Source organism: Desulforamulus reducens MI-1 (genome assembly GCF_000016165.1).
GTDB lineage: Bacteria > Bacillota > Desulfotomaculia > Desulfotomaculales > Desulfotomaculaceae > Desulfotomaculum > Desulfotomaculum reducens.
Window position 1 is genome coordinate 2469042 of sequence record NC_009253.1, and the last position, 26364, is coordinate 2495405.

26 protein-coding genes and 1 pseudogene are annotated in these 26364 nt (G+C 42.5%); 9 read left to right on the forward strand and 18 right to left on the reverse strand.

Annotated features, from left to right (window positions below):
* Positions 1-175 precede the first annotated feature (175 nt).
* From DRED_RS19350 to DRED_RS12050, 4 genes and pseudogenes are all read left to right on the forward strand, one after another.
* Positions 176-436 (forward strand): annotated as a pseudogene (locus DRED_RS19350) (DUF6431 domain-containing protein); the annotation flags it as partial.
* 15 nt (positions 437-451) lie between these two features.
* On the forward strand, positions 452-757 hold the full coding sequence (locus DRED_RS19355) for a hypothetical protein (protein WP_238442640.1): 306 nt from the start codon (positions 452-454) through the stop codon (positions 755-757).
* 163 nt (positions 758-920) lie between these two features.
* Positions 921-2300, forward strand: coding sequence for an IS481 family transposase (locus DRED_RS12045; protein ID WP_011877643.1), 1380 nt, complete (start codon positions 921-923; stop codon positions 2298-2300).
* Positions 2300-3100, forward strand: coding sequence for an ExeA family protein (locus DRED_RS12050; protein ID WP_011876914.1), 801 nt, complete (start codon positions 2300-2302; stop codon positions 3098-3100). Before DRED_RS12045 ends, DRED_RS12050 begins: the two co-directional genes overlap by 1 nt.
* Positions 3101-3234: 134 nt before the next feature.
* On the opposite strand, the gene DRED_RS12055 is transcribed toward DRED_RS12050, so the two are convergent.
* The 4 genes from DRED_RS12055 to rlmD form a co-directional block, all read right to left on the reverse strand.
* On the reverse strand, positions 3235-3456 hold the full coding sequence (locus DRED_RS12055; RefSeq protein ID WP_011878569.1) for a GNAT family N-acetyltransferase: 222 nt from the start codon (positions 3454-3456) through the stop codon (positions 3235-3237).
* Positions 3457-3485: 29 nt separating this feature from the next.
* On the reverse strand, positions 3486-3935 hold the full coding sequence (locus tag DRED_RS19360; protein ID WP_238442515.1) for a recombinase family protein: 450 nt from the start codon (positions 3933-3935) through the stop codon (positions 3486-3488).
* Complete coding sequence (locus DRED_RS19365; RefSeq protein ID WP_238442516.1) at positions 3865-4374, reverse strand: recombinase family protein; 510 nt, start codon at positions 4372-4374, stop codon at positions 3865-3867. Before DRED_RS19365 ends, DRED_RS19360 begins: the two co-directional genes overlap by 71 nt.
* A gap of 125 nt (positions 4375-4499) precedes the next feature.
* Positions 4500-5873 (reverse strand): 23S rRNA (uracil(1939)-C(5))-methyltransferase RlmD, encoded by a 1374-nt coding sequence (rlmD, locus tag DRED_RS12065; RefSeq protein ID WP_011878570.1) that lies wholly within the window; start codon positions 5871-5873, stop codon positions 4500-4502.
* A gap of 94 nt (positions 5874-5967) precedes the next feature.
* Between rlmD and DRED_RS19605 the strand changes: the two genes are divergently transcribed.
* Positions 5968-6579, forward strand: coding sequence for a hypothetical protein (locus DRED_RS19605; RefSeq protein ID WP_041274611.1), 612 nt, complete (start codon positions 5968-5970; stop codon positions 6577-6579).
* A 183-nt stretch (positions 6580-6762) separates the two neighbouring features.
* On the forward strand, positions 6763-6927 hold the full coding sequence (locus DRED_RS18820; RefSeq protein ID WP_156779657.1) for a hypothetical protein: 165 nt from the start codon (positions 6763-6765) through the stop codon (positions 6925-6927).
* Between the two features lie 91 nt (positions 6928-7018).
* Here DRED_RS18820 and DRED_RS12075 read toward each other — a convergent pair whose 3' ends face one another.
* The 14 genes from DRED_RS12075 to DRED_RS12140 all read right to left on the reverse strand — a co-directional run bounded on the left by DRED_RS12075 (position 7019) and on the right by DRED_RS12140 (position 22344).
* Complete coding sequence (locus tag DRED_RS12075; protein ID WP_011878572.1) at positions 7019-8596, reverse strand: methyl-accepting chemotaxis protein; 1578 nt, start codon at positions 8594-8596, stop codon at positions 7019-7021.
* 115 nt (positions 8597-8711) lie between these two features.
* Complete coding sequence (gene mobB, locus DRED_RS12080; protein ID WP_238442517.1) at positions 8712-10022, reverse strand: molybdopterin-guanine dinucleotide biosynthesis protein B; 1311 nt, start codon at positions 10020-10022, stop codon at positions 8712-8714.
* Complete coding sequence (locus DRED_RS12085) at positions 10003-10440, reverse strand: MOSC domain-containing protein (protein WP_011878574.1); 438 nt, start codon at positions 10438-10440, stop codon at positions 10003-10005. Before DRED_RS12085 ends, mobB begins: the two co-directional genes overlap by 20 nt.
* Positions 10428-10922 (reverse strand): cyclic pyranopterin monophosphate synthase MoaC, encoded by a 495-nt coding sequence (gene moaC, locus DRED_RS12090; RefSeq protein ID WP_011878575.1) that lies wholly within the window; start codon positions 10920-10922, stop codon positions 10428-10430. Before moaC ends, DRED_RS12085 begins: the two co-directional genes overlap by 13 nt.
* A gap of 3 nt (positions 10923-10925) precedes the next feature.
* Positions 10926-11903, reverse strand: a complete 978-nt coding sequence (gene moaA / locus DRED_RS12095) for a GTP 3',8-cyclase MoaA (protein WP_011878576.1) — start codon at positions 11901-11903, stop codon at positions 10926-10928.
* Between the two features lie 91 nt (positions 11904-11994).
* Positions 11995-12765: an ABC transporter ATP-binding protein gene (locus DRED_RS12100; protein ID WP_011878577.1), complete on the reverse strand. Its 771-nt coding sequence runs from the start codon at positions 12763-12765 to the stop codon at positions 11995-11997.
* A 2-nt stretch (positions 12766-12767) separates the two neighbouring features.
* On the reverse strand, positions 12768-13466 hold the full coding sequence (locus DRED_RS12105) for an ABC transporter permease (RefSeq protein WP_011878578.1): 699 nt from the start codon (positions 13464-13466) through the stop codon (positions 12768-12770).
* A gap of 91 nt (positions 13467-13557) precedes the next feature.
* Complete coding sequence (locus tag DRED_RS12110) at positions 13558-13794, reverse strand: MoaD/ThiS family protein (RefSeq protein ID WP_011878579.1); 237 nt, start codon at positions 13792-13794, stop codon at positions 13558-13560.
* 108 nt (positions 13795-13902) lie between these two features.
* Entirely contained in the window at positions 13903-14187 is a 285-nt protein-coding gene (locus tag DRED_RS12115) for a MoaD/ThiS family protein (protein WP_011878580.1), read from the reverse strand.
* A gap of 119 nt (positions 14188-14306) precedes the next feature.
* A complete protein-coding gene (locus DRED_RS12120) occupies positions 14307-16034 on the reverse strand; it encodes an aldehyde ferredoxin oxidoreductase family protein (RefSeq protein ID WP_011878581.1) in 1728 nt (575 codons plus the stop codon).
* A gap of 460 nt (positions 16035-16494) precedes the next feature.
* Positions 16495-18033 (reverse strand): sigma-54-dependent transcriptional regulator, encoded by a 1539-nt coding sequence (locus DRED_RS12125; protein ID WP_011878582.1) that lies wholly within the window; start codon positions 18031-18033, stop codon positions 16495-16497.
* Positions 18033-19706, reverse strand: coding sequence for a GAF domain-containing sensor histidine kinase (locus DRED_RS12130; RefSeq protein ID WP_011878583.1), 1674 nt, complete (start codon positions 19704-19706; stop codon positions 18033-18035). Before DRED_RS12130 ends, DRED_RS12125 begins: the two co-directional genes overlap by 1 nt.
* Positions 19707-19717: 11 nt before the next feature.
* Positions 19718-20884, reverse strand: a complete 1167-nt coding sequence (locus DRED_RS12135; protein WP_011878584.1) for an iron-containing alcohol dehydrogenase — start codon at positions 20882-20884, stop codon at positions 19718-19720.
* Positions 20885-21177: 293 nt separating this feature from the next.
* Complete coding sequence (locus DRED_RS12140; RefSeq protein ID WP_011878585.1) at positions 21178-22344, reverse strand: iron-containing alcohol dehydrogenase; 1167 nt, start codon at positions 22342-22344, stop codon at positions 21178-21180.
* A gap of 339 nt (positions 22345-22683) precedes the next feature.
* Between DRED_RS12140 and DRED_RS12145 the strand changes: the two genes are divergently transcribed.
* The 3 genes from DRED_RS12145 (at position 22684) to DRED_RS12155 (ending at position 26335) form a co-directional block, all read left to right on the forward strand.
* Complete coding sequence (locus DRED_RS12145; protein ID WP_156779658.1) at positions 22684-23868, forward strand: CapA family protein; 1185 nt, start codon at positions 22684-22686, stop codon at positions 23866-23868.
* 94 nt (positions 23869-23962) lie between these two features.
* Positions 23963-25366 (forward strand): sensor domain-containing diguanylate cyclase, encoded by a 1404-nt coding sequence (locus DRED_RS12150; protein WP_011878587.1) that lies wholly within the window; start codon positions 23963-23965, stop codon positions 25364-25366.
* A 141-nt stretch (positions 25367-25507) separates the two neighbouring features.
* Entirely contained in the window at positions 25508-26335 is an 828-nt protein-coding gene (locus tag DRED_RS12155) for a carbon-nitrogen hydrolase family protein (RefSeq protein WP_011878588.1), read from the forward strand.
* The last annotated feature ends 29 nt before the right edge of the window (positions 26336-26364 follow it).

The following is a 26364-nucleotide window of genomic DNA, read 5'->3' on the forward strand; positions in this document are numbered from 1 at the left end:
TATCTCTCCATTGTACTCTGCGCTGTAGATTAGCAATTTAATCTAGCTATATAGGCTCAATAATTATCAGATTAACTAATCTGCGAATAGCTTAAGCACTAAATTAATTTGAGTATTTTTTCTCATATAATTTTAGTCCTAATTGGGTATTTTGAGTTGCGAGGTGATTATCATCATGCAACTTATTTTTGATTCTAAGACCACACCAAAACAATACTATCAATGTGGTTATGAATATTCCTTTCCGAAGCCACATACTTGCTTACATCCAGATTGCAAAATCCCTGTACCTCCCAGGCCTCACGGATACTACATTCGCAATGTAATAACCCTTGGTTTTAATGGTCGCATCTTAATTCGTCGATATTATTGTAAGTATTGTGGCCATACTTTTTCCTATCTGCCGTCATTTTGCTTACCATACTTTCAGTATTCCTTGGTAACGATCTTCTTGGCTCTACTGTGGCATTATTTAAACCTAATTCCTCTTTTAAAAGTATTAACATCAAGGTTACAGTGGCAAAGACAACATCTGCAATTTTACCGCCGTAGATTTAAAGCTAACCTTAAATTTATCAAAGCAGTACTACGTCAAATGATGCCTCAGGTAATTCTTCCAAAGGAAGATGACATAAAAAAAGAAGCCCGAAAGGTGTTAATTATTGTGAAAACTGGATTCGGTCAAATCCAGGCCTTCTCCACAAGGTTTTTCACACAATCCAATAACACTTTTATGGCTTCTCGCAAATTAGCTTAACCTACTGAAAGTAGTTTTAAACTTAAATTTTGGTGGAGAAGGCAAAAACACAACTTTTGCGTAGGAAAGGCTATTGCTCGGTGGTATTATGCAGTTTGTGGGAGAAGTTTAACCGGTTAGACCTCCTCTGACAGTTAACACACAGGTGGAGGTGTATTTTGTTATGCTCACAGCCAAAGATAGGGAAAGTATTGCTCTTAAGAAATTTTCTTTGATTAGTCCAGTACTAAATGGCCAGGTTAAAAACCAAAAGGATTATTTCGAAACTATATGTGTTAAGCCCATTGATATGCCCTATTATGGATTCAGGATGTATTCCCCAAAAACTCTTATGTGTTGGTTAAGTGATTATCGTCGTGGGGGATTAGACTCATTAAAGCCAGGTTACCGATCGGATAAGGGTAAAAGCCGAAAGGTAAGCCTAGAGATTGCTGATGAAATTCGTAAGAAAAGAAGCCAAATGCCACGGATTACTAGCGCACTGCTCTATGAAGAGTTAGTTAAAGATAAAGTTATTCTTCCGGAAAAGTTGTCACGAGCGACTTTTTACCGTTTTCTGGTCGCTAATCCTGAACTGGCTGCAGGTAAAGATCCAGAAAACCCTGGTGAGAAGGAACTTAAACGTTTTTCTCACCAAAGAATTAATGAATTATGGCAAACTGATATTATGTTTGGTCCATATATTAGTATAGGTAAATCAAAGAAACAAGCCTACCTAATCGCATTTATCGATGATGCCTCCAGGTTGATAACACATGCACAATTCTTCTTTTTTCAAAACTTCGTAGCTCTTCGAGTAGCTTTGAAAGAGGCTGTTCTAAAACGAGGAATTCCCAAAATGATCTATACAGATAACGGAAAAGTTTATCGTAGTGATCAACTAAATATGCTTTGTGCTGGATTAGGTTGCTCGTTAATTCATACAGAACCTTTCACCCCTACGTCTAAGGGTAAAATTGAAAGGTTTTTTCATACTGTGAGGCAACGCTTTTTATCTAGATTAGACCCCACTAAATTAAAAAGTTTAGACCAACTAAATTTATATTTTTGGCAATGGCTGGAGGAAGATTATCAGCGCAAGACCCATAGTGCTTTAAATATGAGTCCATTAGATTTTTTTATGGCTCAAGTCCATAATATTAATTTTTTAGCCAACCCCCAATTATTAGAGGAGCATTTTTTATTGCTCGTTACCAGAAAAGTTAATCATGATGCGACCCTGTCTGTTGAATCTATTCTTTATGAAACGGAGCAAAGCTTAGCCAATTCACGACTAGAGGTACGGTACGACCCAGATTGGTTAGCTAATTCAAACCAACCAATTTTATTATACCGGGATGGTATGAAAGTTGGTGAGGCCAGACAAGTAAATTTTTTTGACAATGCTAGGGCTAAAAGAAAGGGTCGAGGTCGGCAATCTCAGTCATCACAGGAGTTACTGGAATCGGTTGAAACGTCGGAACAGAAAGCAACTCCTAGTATTTCTTATGCTCAAATTGATGACCAACTTAAACAATCGTCAAGAGAAGTAGGTGATCGCTAATGTTTACACAATTCTTTGGACTTAAGTTTAACCCTTTTTCTAAAGAAGTACCGGCGGACAAATTATTTATTAGCCAAGACTTATTGGAACTAGAATCGAGGTTAAAATATTTGCAAAGTACCCGTGGAATCGGGTTAGTTGCAGGTGAACCAGGTGCTGGCAAATCAACAGCTTTGAGAAAATTTGTTAATGAGTTAAACCCAGCTCTCTACAAGCATTGTTATTTTTCTTTGGCGACTGTTACTGTGTTGGAATTTTATCAGGGACTTGCCTTAGAACTTGGTGAGCAACCTAAACACAAAAAGGTAGCTATTTTCCGTCAAATTCAGGGCGCTATCAATTCTATGTACTATGAACGCCGGATTACGCCGGTAATTATCTTAGATGAAATACATTTAGCTTCAAACAAGTTGTTAGAGGATTTAAGGCTCATTTTTAACTTTAAAATGGACTCGCAAAATCCCTTTATTCTTGTCTTAGCAGGACAACCTTTAATTCGATCTAAGTTATCACTCAACATCAATAACCCACTAAGGCAACGTTTGGTAGTGAAACATATTATGCAGGGGTTAAAACCTGAAGAAATTAGAGATTATTGCACCAGCCGATTAAAGCAAGCAGGGTTAATCGAAGAGATTTTCACCGATTCAGCAATTGACGCTATCTATGCCACAACAAAAGGCTTACCACGGTTAATTAACAATTTAGTTACTAATTGTCTGCTTTACGCTTATTACAAAAAGTTAAGGCAAATTGATGAAGAGGTAGTTTACCAGGCCCAAAATGAACTTAATATTTGAACAGACTCAATCTTTGGAGACGCTGTGGTGGTTTTATCATCCCGGCGTTTTTTATATTCCTAGAGGAACGAATCTATTTTAATTTGATAAACAGACTGATTATTGCCATTACAATTTAATAATTTTTGATAGGACTATATAAAACAGAGAGTTTTTAATTTAAGAATCCTGGATGATTTAATTTGAGAATTGACAGGATATTTCTCCATTGTGTGCCGCATTCGATTTTGAAATTCGCTAATTGATGGAACATCATATTCAAATGTGATGGCCGTATTCATCACGTAATAGGCATAAATTTTTAAAAGCCTTTCTGCATCATTGATATCAGCTTTTCTTATTTTGATCTCACTCATAAACAATCCCCCCATAAGATTAAAATTTCTTACTTCTTCTTCGAACTATATTTCTTACTGCTGCGATGCCTGCCGTCATCATCTGTTACGATATTGCTTCGCTTTTTCTTTTCTTCCTGAACAGCCCTGAACTCGCTCTCTGTTATAATCGGCGGATGGCATTCTTTCATTTGATACTTATATTCCTGCGTGGCAGAATCCAAAAGCGTAACCGTACCTGTGTACTTCTCATTTTCAAGCATCTTCTCTATAGAACGCTTGCTCCACGTTCCTTTGCCGCCAGGAGAAGGAATACCTGCGTCCGATAGTTTCTTTATGATACCAAGCACACTGGCTCCATCAAGGTACCAGCGGAATATATCCCGCACCACCTTAGCCTGTTCATCGTCAATTACAAGTTCTCCATCTTTATTTTTTGTGTAGCCATACAGCTTTCTTTTGTAAAGTCCGGATGTACCGTTTGCCGCTCCGGCTCTCATTTTCAGCCTGAGCCAAGGATTCCATTACCGAAATCATAAGGTTGCTATCAACTTCATCGGTATCCAGATTATCTTGTTCAAATATTATTCTGATCCCTGCCGCCTTCAATCGATTGATTGCTGACAAGGTTTCAACCGTATCCCTGCCAAATCGACTGATGCTTTTAGTCAGGACAACGGATATATTGTGAGCTTCACATTCTCGAAGCAATCGCTCGAATTCACGACGAGGAATTTCTCCTTTCGCTGATGCGATATCTATAAAAACATCTGCCAGCCTCCATTGGCTGACATTTGCAACTGCTCTCGTCAAAGCAGAAATCTGTGCTGCAAGGCTATAAAGCTGTTCCTTTTCATTTGTACTGACCCTGCAATAGATTCCGACTTTCTTTTCCAAGCGGTCATTTCTTGCCGGAATATACCAGATTTTCGAATCCATCCGCCCACCTCCTTGTCCTGTTTTAACCTATTTTCATTCCATTTTAGCGTTAATGATAAGTAGGCTATATTCACGTTTCAAATACGCCAAAACACAATATATTGTAAGGTCGTAGTTATATAACGCTATATATTGCTTGACATCAACACTACACACTCAACATGATAGGTCCAGGGGAACATATCCACTGGCTGTACCTGCAGGGTTTGATAGCCTAACTTATCTAATACTCCCAAGTCCCGGGCCAAGGTTGCCGGGTCACAGGAAACATAAACAATCCTGGGCACCTTTGATTCACTGATAGCCGTTAAGACTTCCTTTTCACAACCTTTCCTAGGGGGATCTAAAACAACTACGTCTGGTTTTAGATCCTTGGCCATTCGGGGCAATAGTTTCTCCACGGCGCCCTGGAAGAATTTTGTATTGGTGATTCCGTTTAGGCGAGCATTTTCTTTGGCATCTGCCACCGCTGGTGGCACAATTTCCATGCCAACAACTTCAACGGTTGAGCGGGCTAAATATAGAGCGATGGTACCAATACCACAATAAGCATCTATTACCCTCTCATGTCCTTGCAATTGAGCAAACTCCTTTGCCTTTTGATATAGCTCTTCGGTCTGTAGGGTATTGACCTGGTAGAAGGAATTGGCAGATATGTTAAAATTCAAGCCGTTTAACTCGTCAACAATATATTCTTTGCCATACATTACCCGATTTTCCTCACCCAACACTATTCTTCCTGGGTTTCTGTTGATGTTGCGAATCACTGAGACAATCTTTGGCTGTCGGGCTACCAAAGCCCGAGAAAATGCATTTTCTGCCTGCCATTCTTCCGGTGAGGTTACCAGCACAACCATACACTGCCCGCTATGAAATCCCTGACGAATCATAACATGGCGCAACAGACCCCTTTTTTCCCCCCAGTGATAAGGTGTTAATTTATAACTATTAATCAATTCTTCTAATATCGCAATAACCTGATTGATCTCTTTCTGTACCAGCAGGCAAGACTGCCCTGCTAATCCAGCAGCCAGCTCATAGCTGCCCTCTGCATAGAAGCCAAGCTTGATCCTTCCTTTTGCTTCTTTCACCTGCAGATGAATTTTGTTTCGGTAGTGCCACGGATTTCTCATACCAAGAGTAGGTAAAACCTCAACCCCTTTTAAACCACCAATTTTGAATAGGGCACTTTCAACTACAGATCTTTTATATGTCAATTGTTCTTGATAATCCAAATGTTGCAGTTGGCAGCCGCCGCAGACCTGGTAAGATTCACAATTTGGCACTATACGAGCAGTTGTTTGCTTTAAAATTTCCACCAGTTGCCCTCTGGCAAAGGACTTTTTCACTTGATTTATTCGAACTCGCACCCTTTCACCAATCAGAGCGCCCGGCACGAATACAGCCAATTTTTGATATCTGCCGACCCCTTCTCCTGAATGACCCAATCCATGTATCTCAAGATCAACAATATCGCCTACGGTTGCATTATTTCCCAAAACTTTTTACACCTCTTATTAGTGTTGTGTAACTTTTTTCTACCAAGTCACATATATATGAGTAAAGGAATAATTTCCCTTTGGAGTGGCTACTATGGCTCAGTATAAGTTGATTAGAAAAAAACGTCAACTACAGGTATCCGCCCCCTGCAATTGTTATCAGAATGACCATGTGGATTTGGTTGTCGAAGGGGCCGGGATTCGCTTATGTCGTCTTTCCAGTCTTAGTGTTCCCGCAGAAGTCTCTGCTTATATTCCCCGGGTGGAAATTCGGCACCGCACCTATCAAAATGGTGAATTGGTAAGCGAAGATGAACGGATTTATAACAGTATTACGGTAGTGCATGCGCCTAGGCATCCACTCGAAAATCCTACAAGCACCTTCCCTCATAAAGGATCCTTTCCAGCTTGGCCAGGTGGTAACAACAACACTTTAGGACCCCAGCAGGGTCCCCCAAATCCTCCAGCGTTGGAGCCACCTCCCCCGGGGAAACAACCACCTCCACCAGAGGTCCCAGTTGCCCCGGGTACTGATCAGCCGGGAGCAGCTGAACCACCTGACATTCCCTCACAACCGGAGCCCCATCCCCCTCCGGTATCTCCCCAGGGAAGGAAGCAGCCTCCCCTTCCTTCCTTACCCCGGAGATTACCGTCGGGGGGCAGTGGGCCGCTCATAACCATTAATAGGCGCCCCTTTAATAAATAGAAATATATGGGTTTACGTTATGGATTACATTTCATAAAACGTATAGATAACAAAGGACAATCAACTAACAAATCAGTTCGATTTTTCTTTGTTGATTTTTTATTTGTCGTCCTTGCGACATTGGACCAGCTATGTTACCCTTATAGTAGTAGTTATATGGGGGGTGGTAATATGCTAGGGAAAGTGAAAAAAAGCACGAGCCTATTTAGGCTTAATGACCTGGTTTTTTTACAAAAGATTCGTGATTGCAAACTTATTAAAGAAAAGTCGGAAAAGCCTAACGGTGCTGAGACGGAAATTTGCCAAGATAATGTTGATCAAACCATGTATAGGCATACAATAAAGTAGATTTCATTCCTGGGTATAAAACCTAGGGATTATTATTTTATATTCATGTCAAAATTAAACCCCAAGTTTTTAAAAAACCTGGGGTTTGCATTTATATTTTAAATTGTTTTACCAAATTCTTAAGCTGATCGGATAATTCATTTAAGGACTCAGCAGTACTAGTAACCTCCTCCATGGCAGCGGTTTGTTCTTCGGTGGAAGCAGCAACATTTTGAACCCCAGCGGAGGTTTGTTGGGCTGCTGATGCCATGTGATGAATTTGTAAAGTTAATCCCTGTACTGAAGTTATAATTTCTTCGAAAATATTCCCCACTTCTTGAATAACCACGCTACCAGTGGACACTTCTTGATTACCTTGTTCGATTTTTTCAACGGCTAGATGTGTTTCGGTCTGAATGGCATTGATTAGGCTGGATATATCTTTGGTGGCTGAGGCAGACTGCTCCGCCAGCTTTCTTACCTCTTCTGCCACCACGGCAAATCCCCGTCCTTGCTCGCCAGCTCTGGCTGCCTCAATGGCAGCGTTGAGGGCCAGTAGATTGGTCTGATCGGCGATACCGGTAATCATGTTGACAATTTTACTGATTTCCATAGACTTTTGGTTTAGTTGATGAATAACTTCGGATACTTCACCGGTTGAATGGGTGATGGCTTGGATTTGGGAAGTTACTTTATTCAGCCCTTCCTTTCCTGCATTGGCCCGATTAGCAGTGGTTTCTGAAACTGTGGATACCTCCTGAACATTGCTGTTCATCTGTTCTACCGTGGCTGCTATCTCATTCATGGTGGTGGCCGTTTCCGTAGCACCGGCAGCAGTCTGCTGGGCTTGTTCATTGAGGCCTTCAGCAACATCGGCTAGTTGGTTAGCTGTCTCGATAAGTTGGTTCAGCATGTTCTTAATATTATTTTTCATCGTGTTAAAGGCCTCTGCTAAATGTCCTATCTCATCTTGACTGCGAACCTTTATATCCTCAATGTTGATATCTCCCTGGGCTAACTTGTTAGCCCTTTCTTCGATCTCCTTGAGTGGTCCATTAATACTGCGGGTAATGTATAAGGCTGCAGCAATGCCTAGACCCACTGCCAATAAAATTACCAGTGACAGCATTAAAATAGATTGGTGATGGAGGCTGTCCCCTTCCTGACTGGCCATGGCACTGTTTTCCTGATTGTATTTGGCCATTTCCTTGGCGGCAACAGCGGCAGCATTATAAAGGGTTAAGGATTCTCCCTTCATGACTTTTAGCGCTTCTTCCTTCTGTCCACTATCACTTAATGCCAAAACTTTTTCATTTGAGCTTAAGTAGTTTTTCCATTCGGACATTAAAACAGTATACAAATTTCGATCCTGATCACTGGCAATGGATTTTTCATAGGCAGTAAAATTTGCATTAATTTTCTTTTTGTTTTCAGCAATACTCTCTTCCATTGCTTTCATTTCAGCGGTTTCTGTAGCAAGGATATGCCTATATTCACTGGTACGAATGTCCGCTATTAAGGTGTTAATTTCTTCTGCGTGTTGAACTCCCGCCAACCAGTAGTCGGCAATTTCCGTTGACTTATCGTTGATCCTGCTCATGGTAAAACTTGCATAGAATCCCAGAGAAATAATGAGACCAATTAATAGACCATAGGAAAGAAACAGTCTCTTTCTTACTGTCATATTCATTTTACCCTACCCCCTATAATTAGCTCCAATGTATTTTAATGCTGTATTTCGACAAATTAACTCATTTTCCTCCACGAAATTCCTTTAAATAAAAAACCTGGCATATTATCCAGGTTTAACATATGGGTTTCTCACCATAATCCCTTTTTAGATGGCCACAATCTGGGCATTGGGCATCCTTTTTCACTTCCACATCTGCAAAGGACATGGATCGTGCATCCATGGTTAGCAGGCGTCCGATTAAAAGCTCCCCTTGACCAAGTAGATATTTAATGACCTCCGTGGCCTGGATGGAACCAATTGTTCCGGCCACCGATCCCAGAATCCCCACTTCATCTGTGCCCTTTGGCCTTCGTTTACCGGGTAACTCCCTAAAAATACAGCGGAAACAAGGTCCCTTTCCAGGAACAATGGTCATAACCTGACCAACCATAGAAAGAACACCTCCATAGATAAATGGCTTCTTTTGATTGATGCAGGCTTTATTCAGGATATAGCGACTTTCCAAGTTGTCGGTAGCATCCACTACGATATGGTATTGCTCCACCAGTTCTTCTGCATTATCCTCCGTCATACGATGGGGGTAGGTTCTAATATCAATGTCCGGATTAATTTGCAGTAATTTCTCACGGGCGGATTCTACCTTGAAACGACCTATATCTGGCGTGCCGTGTACAATTTGTCTTTGTAGGTTGGAGCAATCCACCACATCTGCATCGATCAAACCCAGTCGTCCAATACCGGCAGCTGCCAGATAATAGGCCACCGGAGATCCTAAGCCGCCGGTTCCCACCACTAATACCGACGAATGAAGTAGTTTAAGCTGGCCTTCTTCTCCTACACCAGACAACATAATATTTCGGTGATAGCGTTTCTTCTGCTCAATGGACAAAGTCTTCGGTGCTGACTTTTCACTAGGTTGCAGAAAACAGTTCTCGATGAGGTTGGCCACACCAACAATATCATTCAGATCAAATAGCGGTATCCCCACTTCAAAGGGTAGGTCACTAACCAGGGCCACCAGTTCATCTGCCGGTAATACCGGCGAAGTGGAAACCGCTGCCCGTACCAATTCTATCTTTGGTTGAGGGCCCTTTTTAAAGCCCTCCACAATCACCAGATCCAGCCCAGAAAAATAGGGTAAAATATCTGCCAGGGGCATTTCTTGCTGTAGTTTCTTTACCAATCCAAAACCACTGGGCGTAGCCAGGGCTACCATAGCTGCACCAGCCTGTCCATGACGCCAGGTATCCTTCCCCTCAATATCAAACTCAAAGTTCCCCCTGTGATGCTTAACAGTGCCTACCCGGTAACCCCTGCCCGTTAACTCCTTCAGTAATTTCTCCAGAAAGGTGGTCTTACCAGAGTTTGAACAACCAATTAAAGATATTACAGGGGGTATTTCTTTATACCGATTGAATTTCAATGGTGTCCCCTACCTTCACCGTTCCTCCTTGTAGCACCCGAATGAAGATACCTTCCTTAGGCATAACACAGTCACCTGCCTGATGGTAAATGGCACAACGGGTATGGCATTCCTTACCAATTTGTGTAACCTCACCCAAGGCTCCTTCACCAATCTTTAGTTTGGTTCCGATGGGTAAGGAAACCAAGTCAATTCCTTCCGTGGTTAAGTTTTCGGCAAAGTCACCCGGGCCCACCTTTAAGCCCATCTGGCGCATTTTTTCGATACTTTCCAGGGCCAATAAACTAACCTGACGGTGCCAATCACCTACGTGGGCATCCCCTTCAATACCATGTTCAATCACCAATAAGCCTTCGCCAACATTTTTCTTTCTCATGCCCTTCTTAGGGCTGGTGCAAACAGCTACTATTTTTCCCATTGACTTTCTCCCTCCCGCATAAAGTCACCACTTTTGCCTCCACTTTTGCTAACTAAGCGGATGTTTTGAATCATCATTCCCTTGTCAACTGCTTTGCACATATCATAAATGGTTAGTGCTGCCACGCTAACAGCCGTAAGAGCTTCCATTTCTACCCCTGTTTTACCGCCTGTCTTGACCAAGCCACGGATTTCCACCCGATCCGGTGGTAGTATCTGAAAGTCGATATTCACACCAGTAATCATTATGGGGTGAGCCATGGGAATTAAGTTGGGCGTACTTTTGGCCGCCATAATTCCGGCAACCCTTGCAACCCCCAGTACATCCCCTTTGGCCATACCGCCCTGTTGAATTAATTCCAGTGTGGCCGGTGCCATGACAACCTCTCCCCTGACCTCGGCCACACGATGGGTTTCTTCTTTTTCTGTTATATCCACCATCCAGGCATTACCCTTGGCATCGAAATGTGTTAACTCGGACAATATTTATCCCCCTATCTGACTCATAACACGACGATCCCTCCAGCCATCTTCCATATGGTGTTGACTGGGTTTATGTCGAATTGCTTTGGTAATGATTTTGGCTAATTCTTGCCTACTAGCACCCTCTCTTAAAGGAGTTTTTAAGTCAAACTCCTGCTTGCCATAAAGGCAAGGACGTAACTGACCATTGGCAGTGAGACGCAGTCGGTTACAACCGGCACAGAAGTGTTCGCTGATGGCAGTAATAAACCCAATGGTCCCTTTGGAATTCGGCAAGCAGTAGTATTTGGCAGGACCACTGCCAGTCACCTTCACCTGTGTATCCAATAGGCCAAATTTCTGTTGCAAGCCATGCAAGATTTCCTCCGCAGCTATAAAATTCCCCACTGCCCAAGGATTGCATTCCCCAATAGGCATTAATTCAATAAACCTTACGTGGATAGGTATTTCTTTAGTTAACCGGGCAAAGTCCGCAAATTCATGGTCATTAATTCCCCGTACCGCCACCACGTTTAATTTGACCGGGTGGAGTTCCAGTTCCAGGGCCTTCTGAATACTGCGCCAAACATCATTAAACTTACCCATCCGGGTTATATCCCGAAAGGTATCCGGGTTCAGGCTATCTAAACTAAAATTTACCCGGTTCAGCCCGGCTTTTTTTAAATCTGACGCCATTTCTGCAAAGAGTACGCCATTGGTAGTCAAAGAAATATCATCAATGGCTGAGTTAGTGGAAATCTTTTCGAATAAGTTGACAATATTTTTTCTCACCAGTGGCTCCCCACCGGTGATACGGATTTTGCGAATACCAATATCAGACGCGGCATCCACCACCCGGGCAAATTCCTCCAGACTTAGTATTTCAGAGTGGGGGGTTTGTTTAACACCTTCCGGGGGCATACAGTAAACACAGCGCAGGTTGCACCGATCTGTCACTGATATGCGCAGATAGTTGATGTTTCGATTATAATTATCAATCATTGTCCAGCCCCCTTATAAGGTTAAGATAGAAGTTATATCTGTTAAATTATTAATTTCTCCTTGGGGTAAACAACTGTTTTTTATAGTTTTTTTAAGCAGAACCACCTTCACACTTCATTAGCTTTCGTTCGTTTTTAATATCAATGGGTAACCATTGGAGCAACTGGACTACGGTTTGATTCTTAGGTGTATCATAAACTTCCCGGGGCATACCGGTTTGGACAATCCTTCCTTGGTCCATTACTGATAAACGATGTGCCAGATGTGGAATTTCTGCATAATCATGGGTAACAAATAATGTCGCAATTTTAGTGCCATGTAGCAGTTTAACCAAATCAAAAAGCAGTTGTCCACGGGTGGGGCTATCTAGACCGGTAAATGGTTCATCCAAAAATAGAATTTCTGGTTCCAAGGCAAGGGCCCGGGCAATGCTTACCCGCTGGGCTTCGCCCCCAGAAAGAAACCTTACAGGTCCATTAGCCAGATGGTTAATACCAAGCTTTTCCAGCCATATATTAACCCTCTGGTGTATATACTTCTTGGGAACCTTCCTGATACGCAGCCCGGTTTCAATATTCTGTCGCACAGTCATATCCAAAAGAAGCGGTTGCTGAAATACAAAGGCCATTCTGTGACGTAAGGTAAATAAATTTTTCTTTGTGATTAGCTCTCCTTTAAAATACAACTCCCCGGAGGTAGGTTCTTGGAGCAACGCCAAAATTTGCATGAAAGAGGTTTTGCCTGCCCCGTTAACCCCTATCAGGGCGTTAACTTCCCCTTCCTCCAGGGAAAAAGCATCAATATCTAAAATTGTCCTACCTCTTTTTACATAGCGAATACCTTTTACTTCTAAAAGAGCCATCTTTACGGACACCTCCCCCGCTGCTGGGCCGTGGTTAAAACAACGGTAATCGCAAAGGAAATAATTAGTAGAATCAGGCTTAGGGCCATGCCAAACTCCTGCTGTCCCTTATTCACTGCCAAAACCGTTGCGGTGGTTAGGGTCCGGGTGTAGCCCACCAAATTACCCCCCACCATCATGGAAGCTCCCACTTCGGAAACAGCACCCCCAAAGCCAGCTATTACCGCAGCCAGCAAGCCCATGCGAGCTTCCCTAGCCATTAGCCACAGTAATTGTAGTTTGGAGGCCCCTAGGGAAAGAATTTGCAATTTTAGTTTGGGATGTAGTTGTTGAAAGGCAGCCAGGGTAAAACCCGCCACAATTGGAAAGGCAATAATGCCCTGAGCTACAATCATGGCTCCAGGCGTATATAACATACCAAGAAGCCCCAGAGGTCCGTAACGACTTAACAGTAGCCAAACCACCAAACCCACCACCACCGGCGGTAAACCCATGCCGTAATTTATCAAACTGACTAGCAGGTTTCGACCAGGGAAGGAAGTTAGGGCTAAGAAAAAGCCCATCGGTACACCTATGAAAACAGCAATTAGGGTGGCTGTGCTGGAAACCTTCAAGGTTAATAAAGCGATTTCTATAATTTCTTTATCTCCGGCTAACAACAGTTGAATAGCTATCTTTAAACCCTGCCAAAACACATCCACCTATGATCCACCACCATTATGTTTTGTTAAGCATAACGAAACCCATAGAAAGGTAGGGGTTTTACTCCTACCCTAAATTTTAAGCAAAAATTTAACCGCCCCCCACCGGTGGGAAAAGGGCCACCCGGTCACCTTCCTGCAAAACAGTTTCAAAGGACTTATGCAATCCGTTGACTAGGGTGCTAAAAACTTCTTCTTCAGGAATATTAAAATGTTTAATAATATCCAGAATGGTACTATTCTCCGGCAAACTAAGATTAATCAGTTCACCATAACGTGTGCCTGTGTATCTCTCCAAGCCAGTATAAACTCTTAATTCTATCTGCATGCCCAGTCACCTCGTTTTTGATTATAACATATGGTTCGCAATATTAATAATTATTAATTATAATCAAAATAGCTATTGGGATTTCTTATTCTTCTTTACCTGAGGTTTTTAGGACTCTTTTTTTTGAATGATTCCTAGAAATACCCGGTAGGGACCCGGGGTTCCCGGCGGTAACAGTGCCACTCGATCACCCGGAGATATGGGATGGGATAAGCCCTCTACAATACCATTAATAAAGACGGCCTCAACCTGGTTTTTACTGATATCCAGCCTTTCTAATAAAGCATAACCAGTAAGATTTTCTTCAATCTCAACAGTTGCTGGAAATGAATAACCTTTTTCTAATAATTTTTTTTGCAGAGGTCCAAATCCCCTTAATTCTATTGTTCCCATGTTACTCCCCCCTTGACCATTAGGATGTACACAGAATTACAGACGCATAATCCCAAAATATTCTTTAGGCTAAAAGAAGCCAGGTCTTAACCCGGCTTCTTTTATTATATTGAAATCCACTAGAAGTTAAATACTTCGTCCACTTCTTCTTCAGTGAAGTCCCAGGTGGTGTTGTGAGGAGGACATTCTTCTTTGAAGAATTCTGGTAACCGATCATCGGCTTTGGTGAAACCAGCCAACTCATTAAACTTACGTTCTGCCCGTAGAACGGTTTTACCTAGTTCAGTAACATCGTCAGCAGTTAAAGCTAGACTGTATTGAGCGTTGAGCATATCGATAATAGCCTGGAAGGCATCTGCGTTATCCAGGATACAGAAGGCTACAAAGAGGCAGAGACCAGTACTGTCAACTGCTGCAGTGGCTATCTGTAAGTTGCGGGAAAGTTCTACCTGACCACCTTTTTCCAACGGATCAACAAAACCACCCACTTTAAGAATGTTGGTAGCCACAGCATAACCTGCAGTGTGGTCGGCGCCCATGGGAGTGGTGGCATAGGTTAAGCCAACGCCCTTTACAGCACGGGGATCATAAGCAGGAATGGCTTGTTTCTTAACAACGGGAACTCTGGTTACACCAAAGGCTTGACCGGTAAAGGCAGCACCACTACCGATGATACGGCCTAGAGGGGTTCCTTGACCGATTTGTTTAACCAAATCGACTGCAGCAGTTGCATCGCCCCAAGGAATGATGCCAGCTTCCATAGCTACACCAATAGTTACGGAAGTTTCAATGCTGTCTACACCGATATCATCCATCAGGCGATCGCATTCGGCAATGACATCCAGATCGTTAATGCAAGCATTGGCGCCCAGGGCCCAGATGGTTTCATATTCAAAGCCACTGGTGAGATATTTACCTTCTTTATCATGGTAGTGCTGAGAACAGCGAATGACACAACCAGCATGGCAACCGTGGGAAACTTTACCGCCACGGGCTTCAATGGTAGCACTCATGGTTTCGCCACTGATGTTGTTAGCCCATTCATTGCGACCAGCACGGAAGTTTTTGGTGGGTAGACCACCGGCTTCGTTCAGGATGTTAACCAGCACGTTAGTACCAAAACCAGGCAGACCTTGGCCAGTTACAGGGTGCTCAATTAAGCCTTTAGCAAAACGTTTGGCAGCAGCCTTAAAGGCTTCAGGATTGGCAATGGGCACTCCCTTGGCTCCAGTATCATCGATAACGATGGCCTTAACTTTCTTGGAGCCCATAACAGCACCTAAGCCACCACGACCAGCACTACGGATATTGCCTTCGGGATCTTTTACCGAAATGTTAGCAGATGTCAGTTTCATTTCACCGGCAGGGCCAATGATCATGATACCGACTTTAGCACCATATTTTTCACTCAGAACCCGGATGGCCTCATAGTTGCCTTTCCCCATAATTTCCGCTGGCGCTTCTTCAAGAACCGCACCATCTACGGTTACTTTAATTACATAAAACTTATCATCGGCAGGCATTCCTTCAACTATGACACCTGCAATGCCCATTTTTGCTAACTTCTGAGCAGCGGTTCCACCGGAGTTACTTTCTTTAATACCACCGGTTAAAGGACTCTTACTTCCTACGGAAAGACGTCCGGAGTTAGCACAATTGGTACCTCCCAGCAGACCAGGCGCAAAAATTAGTTTGTTGTTGGGTCCCAGGGGATGGCATTTAGGTTCTACCTCATCAAGTACAAAGCTTGAGGTCAAGGCACGGCCAGCGAGCCCAACATACTTCTGGGGAAGCTCTTCAATCTTGGCTTCTTTGGTTGTCATGTTCACACGAAAAAGTTTTGTCATATTTAATACCCCCTCAATACTTTCTTGCTATTTTAGGCAATATAAAAAGGGTACCAGTTCATCACTAGTACCCTTCCTTTGCGCAGTGGCAGGCACGACAATTGCTCATCGCACCCCGTTTACTAATTCCCAGTAGGAATATAGTAAATCGGAAGTGTAAATATCAATATCCTTTTTCTTTTGTCTATTAAACGATAAACAAAAATCTGAATCTTACTTTAAATTAGATAATTCGACAAAAAAAAATAATATCCTGCACCCAAAGAAAGAATGTTTCAAACACACTACACTTGTCTAATTATTCTCACATTATTCTCTTAAAGCAATTTTTATGCCATCTAATTTTTCTTAATTTAATTAAAAATGAACCAATATAGCACAACTTATTGTTTCAAATGCGAACATTCGTATCATAAAGAAACATGCGACAACGAGAACCTTCCCCCTTGTCGCATTTGTCTTAACCGGAAATATTTATGTTATATTCCTTGGCCTTACGGTATAATGTGTTCCGTCCAATACCCAAGGCCCGGGCACTCATACTGACATTACCATTGAAAAATTCTAAGGTTTCTTCAATGGCCCTAGCTTCCAGTTCCTGTATCGTTAAGGGAAAAACCGTAGTAATTCCCTTCTTTCCCATGGTTCGGTGAATCGCCCGGTAAAGACCGTCCACCTTATGATAGAGGTCCAGTAATGCTTGTTGATCAAGTTGATCTAAATCCTCCGGCTTAACATTTAAAACACTGGTTGCATCACTCAGCCCTGGATGATAACTCAAAGCTTTTTTATCGGTTCGCTCATCATTTAAAAACTGCCCATTAATTTTCCCGGATAAATGCTCTGGCAGTACGGCATTTCCATCACATAGGGCCAGTGCTTGTTCCACAGAGTTGGCCAATTCCCGAATATTTCCCGGCCAATGATAGTTTAACATGGCTTCTATGCAGGATGGCGCAAAAGCGGGCACAGGACCATCATTTCTTTCCCAAAAGCGATTGACAAAGTGTTCTACAAACTGTGGGATATCTTCTAATCTTTCCTTCAGGGGCGGTAGAACCAGGCGGATTACATCCAAGCGATAGAACAAGTCCTCCCGAAATTGTTTTTGTTTTACTGCCTCTTCCAAATCCACGTTGGTAGCAGCAATTATACGAACGTTTGTTTTAACAGGTTTTTCTCCACCTACCCTGAGAAACTCTCCTGTTTCCAAAACCCTTAATAGTTTTACTTGAATGGCCAAACTGGCTTCCCCAATTTCATCCAGAAAAAGTGTACCATTGTTAGCTAATTCAAAAATTCCTTTGCGCTGGACACTGGCTCCAGTAAAGGAACCCCTTTCATGTCCAAAAAGTTCACTTTCCAACAGGTTTTCCGGCAATGCACCGCAGTTTATGGCCAGAAAAGGCTTATCACTTCGCTGGCTGGCTGCGTGAACAAAGCGGGCCAGTACTTCTTTACCTGTACCAGTTTCACCTTGAATTAAGACGTTTATATCCTTTGCTGCAATCCGTTCTGCTATGGAAACCAGTTTAATCATTTGAGGGGTTCTGCCCACTTGAAAACCGATCTTTTCGGCTACCTTGCTCCAACTGAAAGTTTCTTTATCCATTTGCCCATCTGTCATACCAAAGTTTAGAGCCTTTTCAATTAACTTTTCAATTAATAAGATATCATCAAAGGGCTTTTCAATATAGTCGAAGGCCCCATATTGAATGGCCTTAACTGCGGTTCGAGTTGTACTGTAGCCTGTCATAATAATAACTTCGCACTGGGGTTGTACATTTTTGATATGCTGTAACAAACTTAAACCATCGGCATCTGGCAGTTTTAAATCCACCATTGCCACATCGTAATGATCCTTTGCCACCAGTTCGTGGGCCTGGACCCCTGAACAGGCTACACCAACTCGATAACCCTTAGGTTTTAACAGGCGGCTAAAGAAAGTTCCAACGGATTGCTCATCATCAATAATTAAAACACCTGGTGCATTTACCACTAGGCCTCACCCCCTGTTTGCTTTAATGGCAGCATAAAATGAAAAGAACTGCCGAATCCTTGCTGACTTTCGACCTTAATGGTTCCACCGTGGGACTGGGCAATTCCCAAACTTACTGAAAGCCCCAGTCCTGTTCCTTTGCTTGCTTCTTTACTGGTGTAGAAGGGGTTAAATATCTTATTTAACCCCTCTGGATGAATACCACAGCCATTATCCCGAACTGTTAACACCACCCATTGGGTTTCCTGATCACTTTCAACGGTGGTTGAAATCCAAATACTCTTTTCACCCTCTATTTCCTCCAGGGCATCCCTGGCATTTAACAGTAAATTAATTAATACTTGTTGTATCTGGTGACCGTTAGCCATAATATAAGGAACATTCAGGTCCAAATTTTTAATAATATTAATATTGTTCCGGTTTATTTGATAATGGATCAAGCTTAATACTTTTTCAACCTGCTGATTAATATCAGTTTCGTTAAGGGCAAACTGACCTTGTCTGGAGAAAGATAATAAGTTTTGAATAATCTTTTTGCATCGCATACCGCACCCAATAATATCGTCCAGCCATTCAGACCGAGGGTCTTCCGGCCCCATATCCCTCTGCATCATCTGAGCAGTACCAATAATTACGGTCATAGGGCTGTTTAGTTCATGGGCAACCCCGGCAGCCATCTCTCCTATGGCAACCAACTTTGCCGAGTGCATTAACTGTGCTTCCATCTTTACCTTTTCGGTTACATCTTTCATATGCAATATCACTGCATATATTTCTCCATTTGTATCCACCATGGGATAATAAAAGGAATCAAAAATAGTCCCTTCATTTTGGACTTGCAGGTAAACACCCCTGCCCGTTTGATACACTTTAGCCAGTGGACAATGTTCACAGGGAATTTCTCTTTGCCAGAGAGCCTGGTAACATTGGGGGTTGACTCCATCCCCTAGGTTCATAGTAAGGGATTGAGCCTCTCGCAGATTATGCCTTAAAACTTTGTAGTTCTTATCAATAAGGATAATGGGATCTGGCACAGCCTTAAAGGTATCTTCCCACTGCTGCTTCCCCTTTGAGACCTCTTTATATAAGCGGGCATTCTCAATGCAGATGGCCAACTGGTCAGCCATCTGTTCAATAAATGTTACTTCTGAATTACCATAGGCCGAAATATGATTATCTCCCACTATGAGAACCCCAATCACTTGGCTGCGAACCAATAAAGGAACAATGGCCGTCGATTTCAGGCCCAAACTTTCTACCGGGTCCTTCCCATTCATCAAGGGACACAGTTGTTTCGATTGACTGCCTAGGTCATACAAAATTCGCTTGCACTGACTGTAGGATTGCCAAATAACCGATAGCGATGGAACCGGTTGTCCCACACAATCACTGACAGGTGTTGCAGCGGTCATAATTAACTTATCATTTTCCGCCAGTGCCAATCCTAAAAAACAGCAAGGTATAGCCTTGGGAAGTTTATTGTAAACCCGTCCTACTATATCAGCCAAAGACATATCAATATTAATATCTTTAATGATCTGGTGTAAAATTTCCATGCGATTCATTTGAATCTTAATTTGTTCATTGGACCGTTGGGCTGCCAAGTAATAATTTAATTTTGAAGAGTTAACACCAGTTAAATTTTGTATGATGGTTAGTTTATCGTCAAACATAGGTATCCCTCCTAGAGGGCTTTTCGATAAAGTGCTTCAATTTGCTCGACACTGCAATCCCGGGGATTTGTTACCAGACAGGCATCTTTAACAGCGTTGGCACTTAGTTTTTGAATATATTCTTCTTTCATCCCCACCTGTGCCAAATGCTCCGGTATCTCTATATCTCGCAGCAATTTACGCACAGCACATATTCCTTTTTCCGCTGATTTCCATTTACCTAAACCAGTTATCTGCACGCCCATTGCCTCAGCGATATTAATAAATTTCTCACCGCAAGAGATCATATTAAACTCCATTACATGGGGTAGAAGAATACCATTTGTTTCTCCATGGTGTAAATCTAACAAACCATCTACCTGATGGGTCATGGCATGGGTGGCCCCTAAAATGGCATTGGAGAAAGCCAAGCCCGCCTGAAGACTAGCCATGGCCATGGCTGCCTTCGCTTTCAGGTTTGTTTTACAGGCAACCGATTCCCTTAAGTTTGAAGCTATCAAACGGATGGCCGCTAGGGCATGTACATCCGTAAGAGGCGTAGCTGCCAATGAAACATAGGCCTCCACAGCATGGCATAATGCATCCACCCCTGTGGCAGCCGTTAACCTGGCGCTTTTAGTTTGCAGCAAATGAGGGTCCACAATGGCGATATCTGGAACTAAGGACTTAGAAATGATGGCCATTTTAACCTGCCGTTCTTTCTCCACAATCATTGAGAATTGGGAAACCTCCGCACCAGAACCCCCGGTTGTGGATACAACAACCATTGGTGGTAAGGGACAGGTAATCTTATTAACCCCTTCATAATCCTTAATTTGACCACCATTCGTGGCAATAATGGCAATGGCTTTGGCCACATCAATGGGACTGCCCCCACCCACAGCAACAATCCCATCACAGTTACTTTCTAGATAAGACTCAACCGCAGCGGCTACTTCAAGATCCTTCGGGTTGGTAGTTACATCATACCAGACCTTAGCGTCAATCCCAACCTCTTTCAAAAAGTCAAGGACTTTATCGCACCAACCGGCCTCCAAGACTCCCAGGTCGCTAACTAAAAGGGCCTTTTTAATCCCTAAACGGGCAGCACTTTCGCCCACTTGACTTAAGGCTCCCAGGCCAAATATAATTTCCGGGGCCACAAATTTACTTATATGAAGCAAACTATTCATTGGCATGGGCAAGTACCTCCGGGTAAATCTTTAAAAACAACTCTCTATCTGTGTGATTATTTATAAAATATTCTCCATAAACATAAACATCCCTGCCCTATCTAAAAGAAAACTACCTCTGGGGCGCTACCATTACTAGTTTGATTTGCCACTTTCTGTTCTTTAGGGCTATGTAAGGTAAAGATTTATTAAACATTGTACTATTCAAAAGACAAAACTTATAGAAAAAAAATAGGTGGACACTTGGTCCACCTTACAAAAAATATATATGAATGGGGTTTAGATGGAATTGACTTCCCTTATAGGGCAGTCTTGTAGATTCCAACAATATCATTCAGAGTAGCTTTTCTCGGGTTGGTTAAGGCGCAAGCATCCTTCATAGCGTTTTCTGCCATGGTCTTCAGGTCTTCTTCCTTAACACCCAGTTCAGTTAAACCTGCAGGAATTCCAACATCGGCCGATAGCTTTCTAATGGCAGATAGCGCCTTGTCCGCAGCATCACGAACAGACAATCCTTCCACGTTCTCACCCATTGCGACAGCAATATCAACAAAACGCTCGGGGCAGGCAATCAAGTTGAAGGCTTCCACATGGGGTAGCAGAATAGCGTTGCAAACACCGTGAGGCAGATTGTAAAATCCACCCAACTGGTGAGCCATTGCGTGTACGTAACCCAAAGAAGCATTATTAAAGGCCATACCACCTAAAAACTCAGCATAAGCCATCTTGTCACGGGCTTCCATATTCTCTCCGTTGGCAACTGCAGCCCGCAGATATTGTGAAATTAACTTAATAGCCATTAGGGCCGCAGAATCGGTGACTGGAGTTGCAGCGACGGATACGTAAGCTTCAATGGCGTGGGTCAGAGCATCCATACCTGTGGCAGCAGTTAATGCTGGAGGCATCCCAGCCATTAACAAAGGGTCATTAATGGCAATGTTGGGGGTGCAACGCCAATCAACAATCGCCATTTTAACATGGTTGCTGGTATTGGTAATAATGCAGAAACGGGTCATTTCAGAAGCGGTACCAGCGGTGGTGTTTACAGCAATAAAGGGAGGCATCGCCTTGCTGCTCTTGTTAATGCCTTCATAGTCGCGAATGTTACCACCATTGGTAGCAACTATGCCAATGCCCTTGGCACAGTCGTGGGAACTACCGCCGCCCAAGGAAAGGATCATGTCAGCACCGCACTCCTGATAAACTTTCAGGCCATCATGAACGTTAACATCTGTGGGATTAGGTTCTGCACCGGCATAAATGGTCACTTTAATATTCTCAGCTTCCAACATCCCTTTAATGTCATCCGCCATACCGCCAGGACGTCCAAGGAAAGCATCAGTTACAATTAAAACATTGGAACCTCCTAATACTTTAACTTGATCGGGAATCTCCTTGTGTGCACCTACACCCATCAGGTTTACTGTAGGAATAAAATAGCCAAATACTTGTTCTCCAACTGTCATGGTGAATTCCTCCTTAAGTTGTATATTTATGGCTTTAGGGATATTTCCCTTTGTCTAACTGACTAACTATATAAGCAAAGAGCATGCCAAACCTTTCAGTATTATGTGAATTTTCTAACAATATAGTAAATTTGGTTTTTTTGCACTTTTGCAACAGACTGAGCAATATTTTCTCCCGTTCTTTACCACCTTGCTGGTCAGAAAAGGAACATTGCGAATGTTTCGTTTTCTAACAGTGTGCTAACCTCGAACATTTCATAATCTGAACAATTTGTTTTTAGAAAGGAATTTCAGTTAATTTAGCGAATAGGCTTTTAAAAATATAAGGATGCGATGAGGATGAACAATAAATTTCTATTATTTGCCCTATCTTTGGGGTTAATAATCGTTGTGTTGGGTTGTGGTCCAGAAAAAATTTCATCTCCTCCCACTACTCCTCCCGAGCCCCCTCCTGCTGAAAGTATTACTATTAGTGCGGCGGGTGATTTTCTAATGCACATGCCGATTATTCACGCCGCCCAATTACCCGGTGGAAACTATGATTTTAAACCTATTTTTTCTGAGGTTAGATCTTTTCTAAGCACTGCCGAACTGACCCTGGTAAATTTAGAAACGCGATTAGCCGGAAAAGAGCAAGGTTATTCAGGCTATCCTGTCTTTAACTGCCCTGAAGAACTGGCTCAGAATATGAAAGAATTAGGCATTGACGTGGTTACTACAGCCAACAATCACAGTCTGGATCGGGGCTGGACTGGTATCGTCAAAACACTGGACCACTTGGAAGCAGCGGGTCTCCAGTCACTGGGCACCTACCGTAGTGCCGAGGATGCCCAAAGGGTGTTTTGCACCGAAATCAAAGGGATTAAAATTGGCATCCTCAATTATACCGAGAGCACCAACGGTATTCCCCTACCAAAGGGAAAAGATTATGCAGTAGATATGATTCAATCGGGTAAAATTTATCAAGACATAGAAAAGTTAAAGGCCGCCAAGACAGATGTCATTATTGCATACATTCACTTTGGAACAGAATACCAACGTCATCCCAACGAATCCCAAAGGACTTTGGTGGAGAATTTATTCAAACAAGGAGTTACGATTGTTTTCGGTGACCACGTTCATGTAATTCAGCCAATGGACTTAAAGGTCAGTTCCACCAATAATGAGAAAAAATGTTTTGTTGCTTATTCTCTAGGTAACTTTATCTCCAACCAAAGCTGGCGTTATTCAAACTGTGGTTTAATTACCAATGTTAAGCTAACCAAGGAAGCCAATAGAGTAACCATTACTAATGTTGATTATGTGCCAGTTTGGGTTGATACCTATTTTAAAAACGGACAAAAGAAATACCGGGTATTGCCAGTACAAAAGGCCATAGAAGATTTCGAAACTGGTCGGGACCCCTTGCTCACCCAGAAGGATTACCAAATCTTACAGCAGGTCTGGCAGGATACCACTGCTCTTATCACAGAGGCCTGCCCAGTTATTTCTCCGCGAAACGTTTCGGACAGTAGCCAAATATAAAGTCATTTTGAGTAATCAGCAACTTCTTTTTCCATGCTGTAACATCCCTCTTTATTTTACATAATATGGAATAAAGAATGGGGAGGGGTGAAGTATGGGATTATCAGATCATACATTGAAAAAATTGCGCATGGCTAATTTACGTCTGAAGCTAATTATAATCTCCCTTATCTGCCTTGCACTTTACATGGGGGTAACCTTGCTTGGCTTCAATCACAGTTACTCATCGGCTATGTTCCTTACTATTCACACCAATATTGAATTTTTCTGTGTATTTGTCGCTTTAGGTACTTTTACAGTAACCTGGTACTCTTACTTAAATAACTGTTCTTTTTATAGTTATTTTATTGGTCTAGGACTTTTAGCTGTGGGATTTATTGATTTATTTCATTTTTACTCCTATGAAGGGATGCCACATATTTTTGCCAATGCCTGTGCAAATCATGCAACCCAGTACCATGTCATCGGCAGGATCTTAATGGCACTAACATTCTTGACCAGTATATTCTTTTATAAAAAAGAAATTTGCTTCGTTAAACGTCACTGCCGCTTTTATTTACTGATGGCAACCATGTCATTGGTGATATTTGTGCTGGTTACTGTATCTTTTAATTCCTCCCTCTACCCGGTGATGTATGTAAAGGATGTAGGGCTTACACAGGCCAAGGTATTTATTGAATATGCTATCATTGCACTCTTGGTGGCTGCTGTACTGGGCTATCTCCGTTTATACCGTCAGCACATGGACACTTATCTGCAGCTTATTATTAGCACACTTACCATCTCTATCTTTAGTGAATTGTGCTTTATTTCCTACGGGGATGTCTATGACACATTAAATTTATTGGGTCATTTATTCCGCTTTGCTTCTTATGTTCTAATTTACGTGGCCATCTTTTTAAATAATGTCAAGAAACCCTATCTGCAATTGGTGGCTACCAGATCTGCATTGGAAAATGCTAACAACGCTCTGGAGGAGAAGGTCCAAGAAAGAACCAGGGAATTACAAGAGGCCAATGATCGGTTAGTCCAAGCTGTTACTCATGATTTTCTAACCGGCGCCATTAACCGACTGGAATTTACCAACCGCTTTAACCAATTGAAAGATATGGCTACTGAAGGTACAGTGCATTCTGTTATTGCCCTTGATTTTGATTCCTTTAAAAATATTAATGATACCTACGGCCATGGCGTGGGGGATGAATGTTTGAAAACCTTTGTTCAAGTAACGCAGGAAGTGATTCGTCCCACCGATTCTGTGGCTCGTTTCGGGGGTGATGAGTTTATGTTGTTGCTGCCAGATACCCCCAGAGAAGGAGCCAGGATAGTTGGCGAAAAAATCAGAAACCACCTGGCAAAAATAGCAAACCCACCCTTTACCGTCTCAATGGGCATAGCCCAGTGGCCCAACGATGGACGCAAGGAAAAAGATCTACTGGCCCACGCCGACGAAGCCCTTTATGTGGCGAAAGAAAAGGGGAAAAATCAGACTGTATAATGAATAACTATATAAAGGCCGGTACTGACCTTCCAGGTCAGCCGGCCTTTGTTTTAAATAAAAAAACATTCTATATATGAGTATAACTTGTATAAAATATTAAGGAAGTATCAAAAATCAACTTAGATTGGGGGTAATACAATGCCATCATCATTCCGTTTAGGCCTTTGCCAAATAACAGTAGAACCCAGCAAAGATATAAATTTATTATCTGCCAAGGAAGCCGTAAAAAACGCTGTTTCTCTGGGGTGTAGCCTGGTATGTTTACCTGAGATGTTTAACTGCCCCTACGGAAACAATTTTTTCCCCCTTTATGCGGAAGAATTCCCCTCCGGTGAAACCATCAAAACTCTGGCATCTTTAGCCAGGGAACATTCCATTTACCTGGTGGGTGGTTCTATCCCAGAGAGAGATCAAACCAATTTGTACAACAGCTCCTTTATTTTTGGTCCGAATGGCGACTTGCTAGCCCAACACAGGAAAGTACACCTTTTCGATATAGACATAGAAGGAGGCATTACCTTTAAAGAATCTGACACCCTTTCCCCCGGCAATCAAATAACCTTTTTCGATACCCCCTTTTGCCGGGTTGGTGTAGCCATATGCTATGACATACGTTTCCCTGAATTCCTTCGCTTAATGGCCCTAAAGGGAATCCAGTTGTTAATATTACCTGCCGCCTTTAATATGACCACCGGACCGGCCCATTGGGAATTAACTATGCGAGCCCGGGCCCTGGATAACCAAATCTATGTGGCAGCAATCTCACCGGCGAGAAACCCACAGGCCGACTATATTGCTTATGGCCATTCACTGGTAACAACTCCTTGGGGGGAAGTCCTGGTACAGGCTGACGAAAAACCTAGAATTATTACTGCTGATATTGATTTAGATTATCTCACTAAGGTTCGTCAACAACTTCCCTTGTTAAAACACCGTCGGGAGCAAGTTTACTGTGATAAAAAATAAGATATGAAAATATCTTCAAGAGAGGTGTA